Source organism: Hydrogenophaga sp. ANAO-22, assembly GCF_042466645.1.
Taxonomy (GTDB): domain Bacteria; phylum Pseudomonadota; class Gammaproteobacteria; order Burkholderiales; family Burkholderiaceae_C; genus Hydrogenophaga.
Genome location: NZ_CP159956.1, coordinates 639,180 through 652,796, shown reverse-complemented (window position 1 = coordinate 652,796; position 13,617 = coordinate 639,180). Strand labels below are relative to the sequence as shown.

The following is a 13,617-nucleotide window of genomic DNA, read 5'->3' as shown; positions in this document are numbered from 1 at the left end:
AGACGCGAAAGACTCAGGCGATGGCGAGCGCCATTTCCAGGCCGGAGACGAAGGCGTCTTCGACGCGGTGGCCCAGACACCAGTCGCCGCAGGCGCCGATGCCCAGCGCCTTGTCGAGCAGGTGGCTCTGGCCCAGCGGCGTCTGCGTCTGGGCAAAGCGCCAGCGGTGCGCCACGGCATGGGTGGGCGTGGCGCGGATGCCGGTGATTTCGGCAAAACCCTTGAGCAGCTTGGCCTTGGCGCGCTCGGCGTCGTCTTCCAGGTGCTTGGTGGACCAGGCGGGGCTGGCCTGCACGGTCCAGCGCTCGATGGGGTCGCGCCCGGGCTTGCTGGATTCGCGCGCCAGCCAGCTGATGCGGTGGTGCGTGCTGCGCGCGGCGTTCCACTGCGGGCCGAGGTGCGGCAGGCCGGGCTGCATGGCCTGGGGGTAGGCGACCATCAGCGTCCAGCAGGGCGCCACGTGCACGGGGGTGAGCGCCTTGCGCAGCTCGGGCGCGAGGCCGGAGGCGAGCAGCAGGTCGTGGATTTGCGGGTGCGGCATGGCGAGGACCACGCGGTCGAAGCCGCCCAGCACCTGCTGGCCGCCCTGGGCGTCTTCGGCGCGCAACTGCCATTGTTCGGGATGCAGCGCATCGCGCTCGATGCGGGTCACGCAGGTGTCCAGCAGCGTGCGGGCCAGCAGGCCGCCGTGCAGCTCGGGGTGCGCCAGGGGCTGCGCCCAGAGGTTGACCAGGGCGCTCATGCCGGGCGAGGCCACGAAATGCGGTTCGGTGGGGGGCGGCGCGCTGGCCAGCACGCGGCCCAGTTCGTCGAGCACGCGCACGGTGCTGGCGCTCCAGGGGCGCACGACGGCGGTGGCGTTGCTGCGCAGCGCGGTCTCGAAACGCGCGTCGCGCACGGTGAAGTACTGGGCGCCGTGGTCGAAACCGCCGAACTCGGTGCGCCGCGTGGCCATGCGGCCACCGAACTCACGGCTTCTCTCGAGCAGGGTGACGCGGTGACCCGCCTGCACCAGCGTGCGCGCGCACACCACCCCCGCCATGCCACCGCCGACCACGGCGAAGTGCAGAGGCGTGGCCGCCGCGCCGCGGGCCTTGGAGCGGGTGTTCTTCGTGGCTGGGGCTGCGCGTGGGCTTCTGGTGTTCGTCATGTCTCTTGGCGCGTTGGGTGATGGGTGTGTGGCTGACTGTATCAGTTGCTTCATCGTTCGCGCCGCTTTCCCATGGATCAGATCTGATGGTGGTTGTTCAGCAGCGCGCCGCGCGTCTTGGGATGCTGCAGGCGGTCCAGCCACCACCGCAGCGCGCGGCCGGTGTCGCCCGCGCTGCGGGGCTGGCGCCAGGCGTAGGAGACGCGCAGCGTGCGGTTGGGCCGCTGCACGGTTTTCACCACCAGGCGCCCGGCGTTGATGAAAGGCTGTGCGAGGGACAGCGGCAGGAAACCTCCTCCGAGGCCGCGCAACTGCGCTTCGAGCTTGTGCTGCATGGTCGGCACGGTGAGCACATCCTGCCCCGGCAGCAGGTTGTGCGTGACACCGCGCCCGCGCTGCGTGCTGTCGGCCACGGCCACGGCGCGGTGTTCGCGCAGTTCCTCGTCGCACAGGCTGTGGGTGGCGCCGGCCAGGGCGTGGTGCGGTGCGACCGCGTAGACGAAGCTCAGCGTGCCCATGGGCGCGGACTGGAATTCGGTGAGCGCCATTTCGCTGGGCACCCCCAGGGCGAGGTCGGCCTGGCCGCTTTGCAAGGCTTCCACCGTGCCCGAGAGCGTTTCGGCCCGCAGCTTGAGCCGGGTGGGCGCCCCCTCGGCGTAGAAGGCCTCGCAGAGTTCGAACAGGGTGGCGCGCGCGATGATGGCGTCGGCCGCGATGGTGAGTTGCGGTTCCCAACCCGTGGCCACGCGCTTGACGCGCTGGGCCACGGCGTCGAGTTCGCTCAGCAGGTACTGCCCGGAACGCAGCAGCTCCGCCCCGGCGGGGGTGAGCACGGCGCGGCGCGCGCTGCGGTCGAACAGCAGCACGTCCAGCGCGTCCTCGATCTGGCGGATGCGGTAGGTCAGGGCGCTGGGCACCATGCCGAGTTCGCGCGCGGCGGCCGCCATGCTGCCCAGGCGGGCGACGGCATCGAGCAGGCCGAGGTTTTCAGGAGAGAGGGCGGCCCGGGGGCTGGAAGTGGCCATGGCAGTGACTCTGATCGTTCAAATGATTTGAATGATGCCATCAAAACCGTGCAGTCACAAAGGGGGCTGGTCCGCTCAGAATTCACCCCATGCCAGCCATTCGGGCCGGCCCCACGGAAGATGGAAAGGAATACACCATGCTTCAGATTCGACGCTCCGATGCCCGCGGCTATGCCGACCACGGCTGGCTCAAGAGCCACCACTCGTTCTCTTTCGCCGAGTACTTCGACCCCGCCTGGATGGGCTGGGGCAACCTGCGCGTGATCAACGAAGACCGCATTGCCCCGGGCACCGGTTTTGGCACGCACGGCCACCGCGACATGGAAATCATCAGCTACGTGCTGCAGGGCAACCTGGCACACAAGGACAGCATGGGCAACGTCAAGGGCATTCCGCCCGGCGACGTGCAGCGCATGAGCGCGGGCAGCGGCGTGCGCCACAGCGAGTTCAACCACGCACCCGACGCCACCACGCATTTCCTGCAGATCTGGATCGAGCCCAATGTGACGGGCATCGAGCCGGGCTATGAGCAGAAGGGGTTTGCCGAGGCCGAGAAGCGTGGTCAACTTCGCCTGGTGGCATCCCCCGACGGGGCCGAAGGCTCGGTGACCATTCATGCCGACGCGGCCATGTACGCCGGCCTGCTCGATGGCCAGGAAGCCGCCGAGCTGGCGCTGGACCCGGCCCGCAAGGCCTATGTGCACCTGGTGCGTGGCGCGCTCGACGTGAACGGCCAACACCTCAAGGCGGGGGACGCTGCCGTGCTGGCCGGCGAAAGCCGCCTGCAGCTCTCGAACGGCGATGATGCCGAGGTGCTTGTGTTCGATCTTGCTCCCTGAACGTTTTTTTCCATCCTTTCAACTTCCATTTTTTCAAGGACTCACCATGAACGCTCTGCAAAACCCCCTGGCCCTGATCGGCCGCATCCTGCTGGCCATTCTTTTCGTGCCGGCCGGCTTTGGCAAGATCGCCGGATTTGCCGGCACGGTCGGCTACGCCACGGCCATGGGCCTGCCTGCGCCGCAAGTGGGCGTGGCCATCGCCCTGGTGATCGAGCTGTTCGGTGGCCTGGCGCTGCTGATCGGCTACCGCACCCGCATTGCCGCCATTGCCCTGGCCGTGTTCACGCTGGTGGCCAGCTTCTTCTTCCACGCCTACTGGGCCGTGCCGGCCGAGCAGCAGATGATGCAGCAGCTGTTGTTCTTCAAGAACATCGCCATCACCGGTGGCCTGCTCGCCTTCGCCGCCTTCGGCGCCGGTGCCTTCAGCCTCGACGCGCGCCGCCCGGCCGCCTGAGCTTCATTGGTTTTCTCCTTCGCGGCGCCTGGGCGCCGCTTTTTTTTCAGGAACACAAGATGTCCAAAGTTGTCGTGGTCTACCACTCCGGTTACGGTCACACCCAGCGCATGGCGCAAGCGGTCGCCCAGGGCGCCGACGCCGAACTGCTCGCCATCGACGCCGACGGCAACCTGCCCGACGGTGGCTGGGACGTCCTCGATGCGGCCGATGCCATCATCATGGGCTCGCCCACCTACATGGGCAGCGTGAGCTGGCAGTTCAAGAAGTTCGCGGACGCCTCCAGCAAGCCCTGGTTCGCCCAGAAATGGAAGGACAAGATCGCCGCTGGCTTCACCAACAGCGCCGGCATGAACGGCGACAAGCTCGCCACGCTGAACACGATGTTCACCCTGGCCATGCAGCACGGCATGATCTGGGTCAGCCAAGGCCTGATGCCCAGCAACACCAAGGGCGCCCAGCGCAACGACGTGAACTACCTCGTGAGCTACAGCGGCGCGATCGCCCAGTCGCCGTCCGATGCCGGTGCGCAGGACATGCTGCCGGGCGACCTGGAAACCGCGCGCCTTTTCGGCGAGCGCGTGGCCAGCGTGGCCGCGCGATTCACGGGCTGAGGCGGTAGCACGCGCCGAACCGGCGAGCGTGCCGCTGTCCAGAGGCATCCAGGGTCCGGCTCCGTCGGCCCGAGATGCCGTGCCCCTCCCAGCGCCGAAGGCGCGCCAGAGAGGGGGAAGCCGCGTCAGCGGCGCAAGGGGGGCGTACCATCCAGCTCCATGAAGTTCCTCAGCATCATCCCCTGGGCCGACTGGCTGGCCCTGGTCTGCTTTCTGGCCCTGTGGGTCGGCTACGCCTGGTTCGCCCGCGAATGGGGCCGCAAGATGGGCTCGCTGCTCCACACCACCAACCGCTACCGCGGCTACTGGATGACGCAGACCACGGCGCGCGACCCGCGCATGCTCGACGGCCTCATCACCCAGGCCTTGTCGGCCACGCCCACGTTTTTCTCATCCACCTCGATCCTGGTCATCGGCGGTCTGTTCGCCTTGCTCGGCACGACCGACAAGGCGACGGAGTTGATGAGCGAGATCCCGTTCGCCCAGACCACTTCGCTGATCGTCTTCGAGTTCAAGATCCTGGTGATGGTGGCGATCTTCGTCTACGCGTTTTTCCGCTTTTCCTGGTGCATGCGGCAATACACCTTCGTGGCGCTGGTGATCGGCGCCATGCCGCCGGCCGAGGACTTCGAGGCCGGCAAGCACGACCGCCGGGCTTTCGCGGACCGCGCCGCAGCCATGGTGGGCGCCGCGGCCGACACCTTCAACGACGGCCTGCGCGCTTATTACTTTTCGTTCGCTGCGCTCGCCTGGTTCATCTCTCCGGTGGCGATGGTGGTCGCCACGCTGGCCGTGGTGGCCATTCTTTACAGCCGGGAATTCCGCTCCGAGGTGCTGAGCATCCTCAAGGACGAAATGCCACCGCCCACTTGAGAGGAAGAAGGCCCTGCGCCTTCTAAAATGGGCCGATGTTCACCCATCTGCGCCTGCACACCGAATTCTCCGTCGTCGACGGCACCAACCGCATCGATGACGTGGTGGCCGCGGCGGCTGCCGACGGCCAGCCCGCGCTGGCCATCACCGATCTCAGCAACCTGTTCGGCGCCGTCAAGTTCTACAAGGAAGCCCGCGGCGCGGGCGTCAAGCCCATCATCGGCGCCGAGGTGCTGCTGCAGGGCTTCACCGAAGAAACGCCCGGTGCCATGCCGGGCAGCCAGCAGGCGCCGGTGCCGCGCGCGCTGCTGCTGGTGCAGGACAAACAGGGTTACCTGAACCTCAGCGAGCTGCTCGCCCGCGCCTGGACGCGCAACGATGGCCGGGGCCAGGCGCTGGTGCAGCGCGACTGGCTGCAGGAATGCAACGCGGGCTTGATCCTGATCTCGGGCGCGCAGGCCGGCCCGGTGGGCCAGGCGCTGATGCAGGGCGATGCGCAGCGCGCGGCCGATGTGGCGCTGCAGCTCTCCAGCGTCTTCACGCACCGTTTCTACATCGAGCTGCAGCGCGCCGGGCGCGTGGACGATGAACGCCACGTGGCGCAGGCCGTGCAACTGGCCGCGCGCCTGCACCTGCCGGTGGTGGCCACGCACCCGGTGCAGTTTCTCGAGCCTGACGACTACGAGGCGCACGAGGCCCGCGTCTGCATCGCCGAGGGCGAGATCCTGGGCAACAACCGGCGCGTGCGCCGCTTCACGCGCGAGCAGTATTTCAAGAGCACGGCGCAGATGCAGGCGCTGTTCGCCGACATCCCGTCCGCGCTGGCGAACTCGGTGGAGATCGCCAAGCGCTGCAACCTCACGCTCGTGCTGGGCAAGCCGCAGCTGCCCAACTTCCCCACACCGCTGATCGATGGCGTGCCGATGCCGATGGCCGACTTCTTCCGGCAGTCATCGTTCGAAGGCCTGGAAGAGCGCCTGGCGCACCTGTACCCCGACACCGCCAAGCGCGACGCCGAGCGCCCGCGCTACGTGGAGCGCCTCGAGTTCGAGATCAACACCATCCTGAACATGGGGTTCCCGGGCTACTTCCTGATCGTGGGTGACTTCATCAACTGGGCCAAGAACAATGGCTGCCCGGTGGGACCGGGCCGGGGCTCGGGCGCCGGCTCGCTGGTGGCCTACGCGCTGAAGATCACCGACCTCGACCCGCTGCAATACAACCTGCTGTTCGAGCGCTTCCTGAACCCGGAGCGGGTGTCCATGCCCGACTTCGACATCGACTTCTGCCAGACCAACCGCGATCGCGTGATCGACTACGTGAAGGACAAGTACGGCAAGGAAGCGGTGAGCCAGATCGCCACCTTCGGCACGCTGGCGGCGCGCGCGGCCATCCGCGACGTGGGCCGCGTGCTCGACTTCTCCTACGGCTTCTGCGACGGCATCTCCAAGCTGATCCCGAACAAGCCGGGCATGTCGGTCACGCTGCAGTACCCGCCGGCGCAGAAGAAGGAAGGCGACAAGAACAACTACGCGATCGAGATGGAGCCGGTGCTGGCCGATCGCATCCAGAAGGAAGACGACGTCAAGACCCTGATCGAGCTGGCGCAGAAGCTCGAAGGCATGACGCGCAACATCGGCATGCACGCCGGGGGCGTGCTCATCGCGCCGGGCAAGCTCACCGACTTCTGCCCGCTGTACGCGCAGCCCGGCAGCGAATCGGCGGTGAGCCAGTACGACAAGGACGACGTGGAGGCCATCGGCCTGGTGAAGTTCGACTTCTTGGGACTGGCCACGCTGACCATCCTGGAGATCGCGCGCGAGCTCATCATGAAGCGCCACCCGGGGCAGGAGAACTTCCGTTTCGAGGACGTGCCGCTGAATGACGCGCGCGTGTACGCGCTGTTCTCGCGCGGTCAGACCGAAGCCGTGTTCCAGTTTGAAAGCCGCGGCATGCAGGGCATGCTGAAGGACGCCAAGCCCTCGCGCCTGGAAGACCTGATCGCGCTCAACGCGCTGTACCGCCCGGGCCCGATGGACCTGATTCCCAGCTTCGTGAACCGCAAGCACGGCAAGGAGACCATCGAGTACCCGCACCCGCTGGTGGCCGAGATGCTGTCGGAGACCTACGGCATCATGGTCTACCAGGAACAGGTGATGCAGACCGCGCAGATCCTGGGCGGCTACTCCCTCGGTGGCGCCGACATGTTGCGCCGTGCGATGGGCAAGAAGAAGGCCGAGGAGATGGCCGAGCACCGGGAGATCTTCCGCGCCGGTGCGGCGAAGAACGACATCTCGCAAGAGAAGGCCGACGAGGTCTTCGACCTGATGGAGAAGTTCGCGGGCTACGGCTTCAACAAGTCGCACGCCGCCGCCTATTCGCTGCTCGCGTACCACACCGGCTGGCTCAAGGTGCACTACACAGCCGAGTTCTTCTGCGCCAACATGACGGTGGAAATGGACGACACCGACAAGCTCAAGGTGCTGTTCGAAGACGCGCAGAAGATGGGCATCAGCTTCGAGGCGCCGGACGTGAACCGGGGCTTCCACCGCTTTGAGCCGATCACCAACAAATCCATCCGCTACGGCCTGGGCGCCATCAAGGGCACGGGCCAGCAGGCGATCGAGGCCATCGTGGCCGCGCGTGAAGGCCGGGGCGAAGGGCCACGCGGCGATGAGAAGGGCCCGTTCAAGAGCCTGTTCGACTTCTGCGTGCGGGTGGACCGCACGCGCCTGAACAAGCGCACGGTGGAAGCGCTGATCAAGGCCGGCGCCTTCGATTCGCTGAACCTCAACCGAGCCGAGATGCTCGCCTCGGTGGACCGCGCCTTCGAATTCGCCGCCGCCACCCTGGCCAACGCCAACCAGGGCGGGCTGTTCGACATGATGGGCGACGACGACCACGGTTCGAGCACGCAGGAGCCCGACCTCGTGGCCACCATGCCCTGGGGCGTGAAGGAGCGGCTCACGCTGGAGAAGACCGCGATGGGCTTCTACTTCTCGGGCCACCTGTTCGACGAGGTGCAGCGCGAGGTGCGCCGCTTCGCGCGCACGCCGCTGGGGGATGTGGTGGAGAGCCGCGACCCGGTGATCCTCGCCGGCATCGTGACCGACTTCCGCGTGATCAACGGCCAGCGAGGCAAGCTCGCGCTGTTCAAGCTGGACGACAAGACCGGGGTGTTCGAGACCAGCGCGGACGAGAACCTCATCAACCAGCATCGCAACCTGCTCAAGGACGACGAGCTCATCATCGTGCAGGCGGTGGCGCAGCCCGACCGTTTCTCAGGCGGTGTGCGGCTGAAGATCCAGCAGATCTGGGACCTGGCGGCGGCGCGCTGCCGCTTCGGCAAGTACCTGCGCGTGGCGGTGAACGGCACGGCGCCATCGATCGCCGAGCTGGTGCGCGAATTCCCGCCCAAGCGCGAGATCACCGAGCAGGGCGAGCTGGTGCGCGGCCTGCCGGTGCGGCTGGCCTTGCTGCGCGAGGGCGCGCAGTGCGAGCTGCAGCTGGACGATCGGGCGCTGTTCTTCCCCACGGACGCCGCGCTGGCGAGCTGGATGGCCCAGGCGCACGAGCAGCGCGCCGAGATAGTTTTTGATTAGAGGACACCCACTGCGCCGCTGCGCGGCTTCCCCTGAAGGGGGACAACGCCTGAGGCCCGGCAAAGCCGGTTCCTCGGCGTTTCTGGAAACCTCTCCGGCGAGCGTGCTTGATCCAGGAGTGCCACGGAACCGGCTTTGCCGGGCCGTAGGCGCTGTCCCCTGGGGGGAAGCCGCGCAGCGGCGCAGGGGGCTTAGTCCAGGGGTCGAAGCCCGATCACCAGCGGCGACGGCACGGTGCCGTTGGTGTCCTTGGGCAGGGTCGCGGTGCGGTCGATGGCGCGCAGCACCGCCTCGTCCCAGTCCGGGTTGCCGCTGCTCTTGACGAGCCGGCGCGAAACGATGCTGCCATCGGGCGAGGTGCGCACCTCGACCTCGGCGCGCGGGTTGCCCGGTGCCACGTCGGTGAACACCACGTTGGGCTTGATACGCGCGGCCACGCGCCCGGCGTAGCCCGGTGTCGGACCGCTGGACTGCTGGGCCGTGCCGGTGCTCTGCGGCCCGCCGCTGGCGCCGGCCTGGCCCATCATGCGTTTGATCTGGTCTTCGCGGATCTGCGCCAGGCGTTTTTCCTCGGCGGCTTCCTTGCGTTCCTGTTCGCGCTTCTCGGCCGCCAGTTTCTGCTGGCGCTCCTTCTCGGCGGCGGCTTTGTCCGCTGCGGCCTTTTTCTCGGCGGCCGCCTTTTCCGCGGCCTTCGCGGCGGCGACTTTCTTCGCCTCTTCCTCACGCTCCTTCTTTTCCGCCTCGGCCTTCTTCTTGGCCTGCGCGGTGGCGATCTCGGCCTGGGTCGGGCCCGGGGGCGGCGGTGCGGGGGTCGGCGCGGGTGCCGGTTTCGGGGCCGGTGCCGGCGTGGGCGCCGGGGTGGGCGCGGGCGGGGGTGGCGGCGGTTCCACCGCGCGCGGCGCGGCCTGCTGCGGGGTGCGGGACCAGAGTTCGGCCTCCACGGTGACCGGCTCGCCGTCGTTCTGCCACTGCACGCCCAGGGTCAGGGCGATCACGAGCAGGCCATGGGCAACCAGGGCCAGCCCCATGGGGCCGAGCCAGCGCCCATTCCGGGGCGGGGCGAGGTCGAGGTGGTCGGCGGTCGATTGCATGGGGAGTGGACGGGGCTCAGCGCGAGGTTTGCACGGAGAGGCCGACGCGCGCAATGCCCGCGCGCTGCAAGGTATCCATCACGCGAACAACGGCTTCGTACTTGACGTTCTTGTCGGCGCTGATCACCACCGGCACGCCGCCTTCGGGCGGGCTGCCCCGGCTGGCCTGCAGCTGCTGCACGCGCGCGACCAATTGGCCCATGGAGACCGGTTGCGGTTCGGCGCTGGAGGAGCCTTCGCGCACCTTGATCTGCTCATCCTTGTCGATCACCACGGCCACGAAGCGGTCGGGCTGGCGCCCCGCCTGGCCCACGCTGGGCAGGGCGATCTGGCTCGGCGTGATCAGCGGCGCGGTGACCATGAAGATGATCAGCAGCACCAGCATCACGTCGATGAAGGGCACCATGTTGATCTCGTTGATGGTGCGGCGGCCCCGGCCGCGGGAGGAGACGGCTGGCATGTCAGTGTCCCGACGGCGTCTGGGTGTGCACGCCGAGGTTGCGCTGCAGGATGTTGGAGAACTCTTCCATGAAGGTCTCCATGGCGTTGGCCACGCGGTCGATGTCGTGCGAGAAGCGGTTGTAGAACACCACCGCCGGGATGGCGGCGAACAGGCCGATGGCGGTGGCCACCAGGGCTTCGGCGATGCCGGGGGCCACCGTGGCCAGGGTCACCTGGGCCAGCGCGGCCAGGCCGGTGAAGGCGTGCATGATGCCCCAGACGGTGCCGAACAGGCCCACATAGGGCGAGACCGAGCCGACCGAGCCGAGGAAGGAGAGGTTGGTTTCCAGGGCGTCGAGCTCGCGCTGGAAGCTGGCCCGCATGGCGCGCCGCGCGCCGTCGAGCAGGGCGCCGCTGTCGGTGATGCGGCGCTCGCGCAGCTTCTGGTACTCGCGCATGCCGCTGGCGAAGATGCGTTCCATCGGCCCACCGTGCTTGGCGTTCTGGGCGGCGGAGGCATACAGGTCGTTGAGGTTGGTGCCCGACCAGAATTCGCGTTCGAAGTCTTCGTTGTAGCTGCGCACGCGCCTCAGGGCGAACACCTTGCGGAAGATGGCGGCCCAGCTCACCACGGAAACCACCACCAGCAGCGCCACGACGGCCTGGACCACCCAGCTCGCGTTGAGCATCAATTGAACGATGGAGAGATCTTGGGTCATGGGTGTTCGGATGCGGTAGGTGGGAAAAAAGTTTCGGTAGGCGGCCGCTCAGGCCGGGCCTTGCAGCGCGCTCGCCACCTGGGCCGGGATGCGCTGGGGGCGCAGGCTTTGGGCATCGACCCAGCCGATCCGGATCGTGCCCTCGCACAGCAGCAGGGGGGCCTCGCCAGCCAGCGGGGGCTGCAGGAGCGCGCGCTGCTCGATTGTCAGGGAGGCCCGGCCCGCTTCCCGCACGCGGGCTGTAACCAGAAGCAAATCATCCAGGCGGGCCGGGCGGTGGTACTGCACCTGGGTTTCGCTCACGACGAACATGCCGCCGACTTCGTCGCGCAAGGCCTGCTGTCCCAGGCCCAGGTGGCGCAGCCACTCGGTGCGCGCGCGCTCGAAGAACTTGAGGTAGTTGGCGTAGAAGACGATGCCGCCCGCGTCGGTGTCTTCCCAGTACACGCGCACCGGCCAGGTGAATGGCGCCCCCACGCTCCCCGCTGCGCGTGGTTCGCTGCCCCCCGTGGGGGCTGCCCCCGCCTTGGGGCGGCCCGGCGGCGGGGTCGGCGCCGTGGTGGGGGGCGCGCTCACAGGGCTTGCTCCAGGCGGGCCACGGCTTCCTGGAGCTGGGCCATTGAGTTGGCGGTGGAGAAGCGCAGGTAGCGGCCAGGCTCGGCCTGGCCGAAATCGCGCCCCGGTGTGGTGGCGAGCTGGCAGCGCTTCATGAGTTCGAACGCCAGCGCCCAGCTGCCGCCCTCGTCGGGCCGTGTGCCCTGCGGCGCGATGCCCCAGCGCTCGCACAGGCCGCGCACGTCGGCCCAGGCGTAGAAGGCACCGTCGGGCATCACGGGCACGTTCAGACCCAGGCGGTTGAGTCCGGGGATGAAAAAGTCGCGCCGGGCCTTGAAGGCGGCGCGGCGGCGCTCGTACTCGGCCAGGCTGTCGGGCTCGAAGCAGGCCAGCGCGGCGTGTTGCGCGATGGTGCTGGCGCAGATGAACAGGTTCTGCGCCAGGCGCTCCACCGCCGGAACGAGGGCGGGCGGCAGCACCAGCCAGCCCAGGCGCCACCCGGTCATGTTGAAGTACTTCGAGAAGCTGTTGATGCTGATGACCTCGTCGCCGAGGCCATCGGGCAGGCCCAGCGCGCTGTGGCCGTACTCGTCTTCGAAGCTCAGGCCGAGGTAGATCTCGTCCACCAGGGTGATGCCACCGCGGCCTCGCACGAAGCGCGCGATGCGTTCGAGCTCTTCGCGGGCGATGCTGGTGCCCGTGGGGTTGGAGGGCGAGGCCAGCAGGACACCGCGCGTGGCGGGGCCCCAGGCGGCTTCGACCTGTTCGGCGCTGAGCTGGAAGCGCTGTTCGGGGCCGGAGGGGATCAGCACCGCGCGGCCTTCGGCGGCCTGCACGAACTGCCGGTTGCACGGGTAGCTCGGGTCGGGCATCAGCACTTCGTCGCCGGCTTCGATGAGCGCCAGGCAGGCCAGCTGCAGCGCGGCCGAGGCGCCGGCGGTGATCACGATGCGGGCCGGGTCGATGCGCAGGCCGAAGCGCGAGGCGTACCAGCCGCTGATGGCTTCACGCAACGGAGGCAGGCCCGTGGCCTGCGTGTACTGGCTGCGGCCGGCATGGATGGCGCGTTCGGCGGCGGCGGTGACCAGCGGCGGTGCGGTGAAGTCGGGTTCGCCGATGTTGAGGTAGATCATCGACCGGTCGCTGGCGCCGGCCTGGGCCGCCATGGCGGAGGCGGCCTTGGCCAGCTCCATCACGTAGAACGGTTCGACGCGCTGCGCGCGCTGGGCAATCCTCATGGAGCGGGCTTGCGCGCGGCCGGCGCCGGTGATGCGGCCACTTCCGCGGGGCGCAGCTGCGAGGCCAGCTGGTGCATCACACCATTGACGTATTTGTGGCCGTCGGTGCCGCCGAAGGACTTCGCCAGTTCGATGCACTCGTTGAGCACCACGCGCCAGGGCACGTCCAGGCAGTGCTGGAATTCGTAGGCGCCGATCCAGAGCACGCCGTGTTCGATCGGCGAGAGTTCCGCCAGCGGGCGGTCCAGGCGCGGCGTGATCAGCGCGTCCAGCGCCGTGGCCTCGGCGATGCAGCCGTGCAGCAGGGCATCGAAGTGCACGCTGTCGGCCTTGTGGAAGCCGGCCAGGTCGCGCGTGAAGGTGTCGATGTCGATGGCGGCGTTGCGGCCCACCAGGTATTGGTAGATCCCCTGCAGCGCGAATTCGCGGGCGCGGGTGCGGGCGGACTTGTCGGCCGCCTTGCGCGCGGTGCCGCCGCTCTTGGCGGTGGCCGGGGTGGGGGTGTCAGCGGACATGGTGTTCAACCGATCTCTTGCAGCAGGTGCGCCATTTCCACCGCCACGCGGGCCGCATCGCGGCCCTTGTCGGTCTGGCGGGCCACGGCCTGGTCCAGGTTTTCGGTGGTCAGGATGGCGTTGGCGATGGGGATCTGGTAGTCCAGCGAGAGGCGCGTGACACCGGCGCCCGATTCGTTGGCCACCAGTTCGAAGTGGTAGGTCTCGCCGCGGATGATGCAGCCCAGGGCGATCAGCGCGTCGAAGTCGTCGCGCTCGGCCATGGCCTGCAGGGCCACCGGCACTTCCAGCGCGCCGGGCACCTTCACGTGGGCGATGTTCTTGTCCTGCACGCCCAGGGCGAGCAGCTCGGCCAGGCAGGCGTTGAACAAGGCGTCGGTGATGGATTCGTTGAAGCGGGCCTGGACGATGCCGATGCTGAGTTTTCTGCCGTCGAGCACGCTGGGGGTGCCTTTGTCTGCGCCGAACATGTGGGGGTCCGTTTCTTGGGATGGAGGA

14 protein-coding genes are annotated in these 13,617 nt (G+C 68.2%); 5 read left to right on the top strand and 9 right to left on the bottom strand.

What is annotated here, in order from left to right:
- Positions 1-13 precede the first annotated feature (13 nt).
- On the bottom strand, positions 14-1,150 hold the full coding sequence (locus ABSY19_RS02945; protein WP_382158909.1) for an NAD(P)/FAD-dependent oxidoreductase: 1,137 nt from the start codon (positions 1,148-1,150) through the stop codon (positions 14-16).
- A gap of 77 nt (positions 1,151-1,227) precedes the next feature.
- Complete coding sequence (locus tag ABSY19_RS02940; RefSeq protein ID WP_382158907.1) at positions 1,228-2,175, bottom strand: LysR family transcriptional regulator; 948 nt, start codon at positions 2,173-2,175, stop codon at positions 1,228-1,230.
- A gap of 137 nt (positions 2,176-2,312) precedes the next feature.
- Here ABSY19_RS02940 and ABSY19_RS02935 point away from each other — a divergent pair, with 137 nt between their 5' ends.
- The 5 genes from ABSY19_RS02935 (at position 2,313) to dnaE (ending at position 8,560) form a co-directional block, all read left to right on the top strand.
- Positions 2,313-3,014 (top strand): pirin family protein, encoded by a 702-nt coding sequence (locus ABSY19_RS02935; RefSeq protein ID WP_382158905.1) that lies wholly within the window; start codon positions 2,313-2,315, stop codon positions 3,012-3,014.
- 46 nt (positions 3,015-3,060) lie between these two features.
- Positions 3,061-3,471, top strand: coding sequence for a DoxX family protein (locus ABSY19_RS02930; protein ID WP_382158903.1), 411 nt, complete (start codon positions 3,061-3,063; stop codon positions 3,469-3,471).
- A 59-nt stretch (positions 3,472-3,530) separates the two neighbouring features.
- Positions 3,531-4,085: a flavodoxin family protein gene (locus ABSY19_RS02925; RefSeq protein WP_382158901.1), complete on the top strand. Its 555-nt coding sequence runs from the start codon at positions 3,531-3,533 to the stop codon at positions 4,083-4,085.
- 159 nt (positions 4,086-4,244) lie between these two features.
- Positions 4,245-4,958, top strand: a complete 714-nt coding sequence (locus tag ABSY19_RS02920) for a DUF599 domain-containing protein (protein ID WP_382158899.1) — start codon at positions 4,245-4,247, stop codon at positions 4,956-4,958.
- 35 nt (positions 4,959-4,993) lie between these two features.
- On the top strand, positions 4,994-8,560 hold the full coding sequence (gene dnaE / locus ABSY19_RS02915) for a DNA polymerase III subunit alpha (protein ID WP_382158897.1): 3,567 nt from the start codon (positions 4,994-4,996) through the stop codon (positions 8,558-8,560).
- Positions 8,561-8,751: 191 nt separating this feature from the next.
- Here the strand turns inward: dnaE and tolA are convergent, their stop codons facing one another.
- The 7 genes from tolA to ribH form a co-directional block, all read right to left on the bottom strand.
- Positions 8,752-9,651 carry a cell envelope integrity protein TolA gene (gene tolA, locus ABSY19_RS02910; RefSeq protein WP_382158895.1) on the bottom strand — a complete coding sequence of 300 codons (900 nt, stop codon included), beginning with the start codon at positions 9,649-9,651 and terminating at the stop codon, positions 8,752-8,754.
- 16 nt (positions 9,652-9,667) lie between these two features.
- Positions 9,668-10,111 carry a biopolymer transporter ExbD gene (locus ABSY19_RS02905; protein ID WP_291112118.1) on the bottom strand — a complete coding sequence of 148 codons (444 nt, stop codon included), beginning with the start codon at positions 10,109-10,111 and terminating at the stop codon, positions 9,668-9,670.
- Position 10,112: 1 nt separating this feature from the next.
- Positions 10,113-10,811 carry a protein TolQ gene (gene tolQ / locus ABSY19_RS02900; protein WP_291112121.1) on the bottom strand — a complete coding sequence of 233 codons (699 nt, stop codon included), beginning with the start codon at positions 10,809-10,811 and terminating at the stop codon, positions 10,113-10,115.
- Positions 10,812-10,859: 48 nt separating this feature from the next.
- Complete coding sequence (ybgC, locus tag ABSY19_RS02895; RefSeq protein ID WP_382158893.1) at positions 10,860-11,288, bottom strand: tol-pal system-associated acyl-CoA thioesterase; 429 nt, start codon at positions 11,286-11,288, stop codon at positions 10,860-10,862.
- Between the two features lie 95 nt (positions 11,289-11,383).
- Positions 11,384-12,604, bottom strand: a complete 1,221-nt coding sequence (locus ABSY19_RS02890) for a pyridoxal phosphate-dependent aminotransferase (RefSeq protein WP_382158891.1) — start codon at positions 12,602-12,604, stop codon at positions 11,384-11,386.
- Positions 12,601-13,119 carry a transcription antitermination factor NusB gene (nusB, locus tag ABSY19_RS02885; protein ID WP_382158889.1) on the bottom strand — a complete coding sequence of 173 codons (519 nt, stop codon included), beginning with the start codon at positions 13,117-13,119 and terminating at the stop codon, positions 12,601-12,603. Before nusB ends, ABSY19_RS02890 begins: the two co-directional genes overlap by 4 nt.
- A 5-nt stretch (positions 13,120-13,124) precedes the next feature.
- Complete coding sequence (gene ribH / locus ABSY19_RS02880; protein ID WP_291112129.1) at positions 13,125-13,589, bottom strand: 6,7-dimethyl-8-ribityllumazine synthase; 465 nt, start codon at positions 13,587-13,589, stop codon at positions 13,125-13,127.
- Positions 13,590-13,617 lie beyond the last annotated feature (28 nt).

Bases quoted from the DNA above. Each gene is read 5' to 3' on its own strand.
- ABSY19_RS02935 (WP_382158905.1), top strand. From the start codon at position 2,313: ATGCTTCAGATTCGACGCTCCGATGCCCGCGGCTATGCCGACCACGGC.
- ribH (WP_291112129.1), bottom strand. From the start codon at position 13,589: ATGTTCGGCGCAGACAAAGGCACCCCCAGCGTGCTCGACGGCAGAAAA.
- ABSY19_RS02940 (WP_382158907.1), bottom strand. From the start codon at position 2,175: ATGGCCACTTCCAGCCCCCGGGCCGCCCTCTCTCCTGAAAACCTCGGC.
- ABSY19_RS02920 (WP_382158899.1), top strand. From the start codon at position 4,245: ATGAAGTTCCTCAGCATCATCCCCTGGGCCGACTGGCTGGCCCTGGTC.
- nusB (WP_382158889.1), bottom strand. From the start codon at position 13,119: ATGTCCGCTGACACCCCCACCCCGGCCACCGCCAAGAGCGGCGGCACC.
- tolA (WP_382158895.1), bottom strand. From the start codon at position 9,651: ATGCAATCGACCGCCGACCACCTCGACCTCGCCCCGCCCCGGAATGGG.
- ABSY19_RS02905 (WP_291112118.1), bottom strand. From the start codon at position 10,111: ATGCCAGCCGTCTCCTCCCGCGGCCGGGGCCGCCGCACCATCAACGAG.
- ABSY19_RS02945 (WP_382158909.1), bottom strand. From the start codon at position 1,150: ATGACGAACACCAGAAGCCCACGCGCAGCCCCAGCCACGAAGAACACC.
- dnaE (WP_382158897.1), top strand. From the start codon at position 4,994: ATGTTCACCCATCTGCGCCTGCACACCGAATTCTCCGTCGTCGACGGC.
- ABSY19_RS02925 (WP_382158901.1), top strand. From the start codon at position 3,531: ATGTCCAAAGTTGTCGTGGTCTACCACTCCGGTTACGGTCACACCCAG.
- ABSY19_RS02930 (WP_382158903.1), top strand. From the start codon at position 3,061: ATGAACGCTCTGCAAAACCCCCTGGCCCTGATCGGCCGCATCCTGCTG.
- ABSY19_RS02890 (WP_382158891.1), bottom strand. From the start codon at position 12,604: ATGAGGATTGCCCAGCGCGCGCAGCGCGTCGAACCGTTCTACGTGATG.
- tolQ (WP_291112121.1), bottom strand. From the start codon at position 10,811: ATGACCCAAGATCTCTCCATCGTTCAATTGATGCTCAACGCGAGCTGG.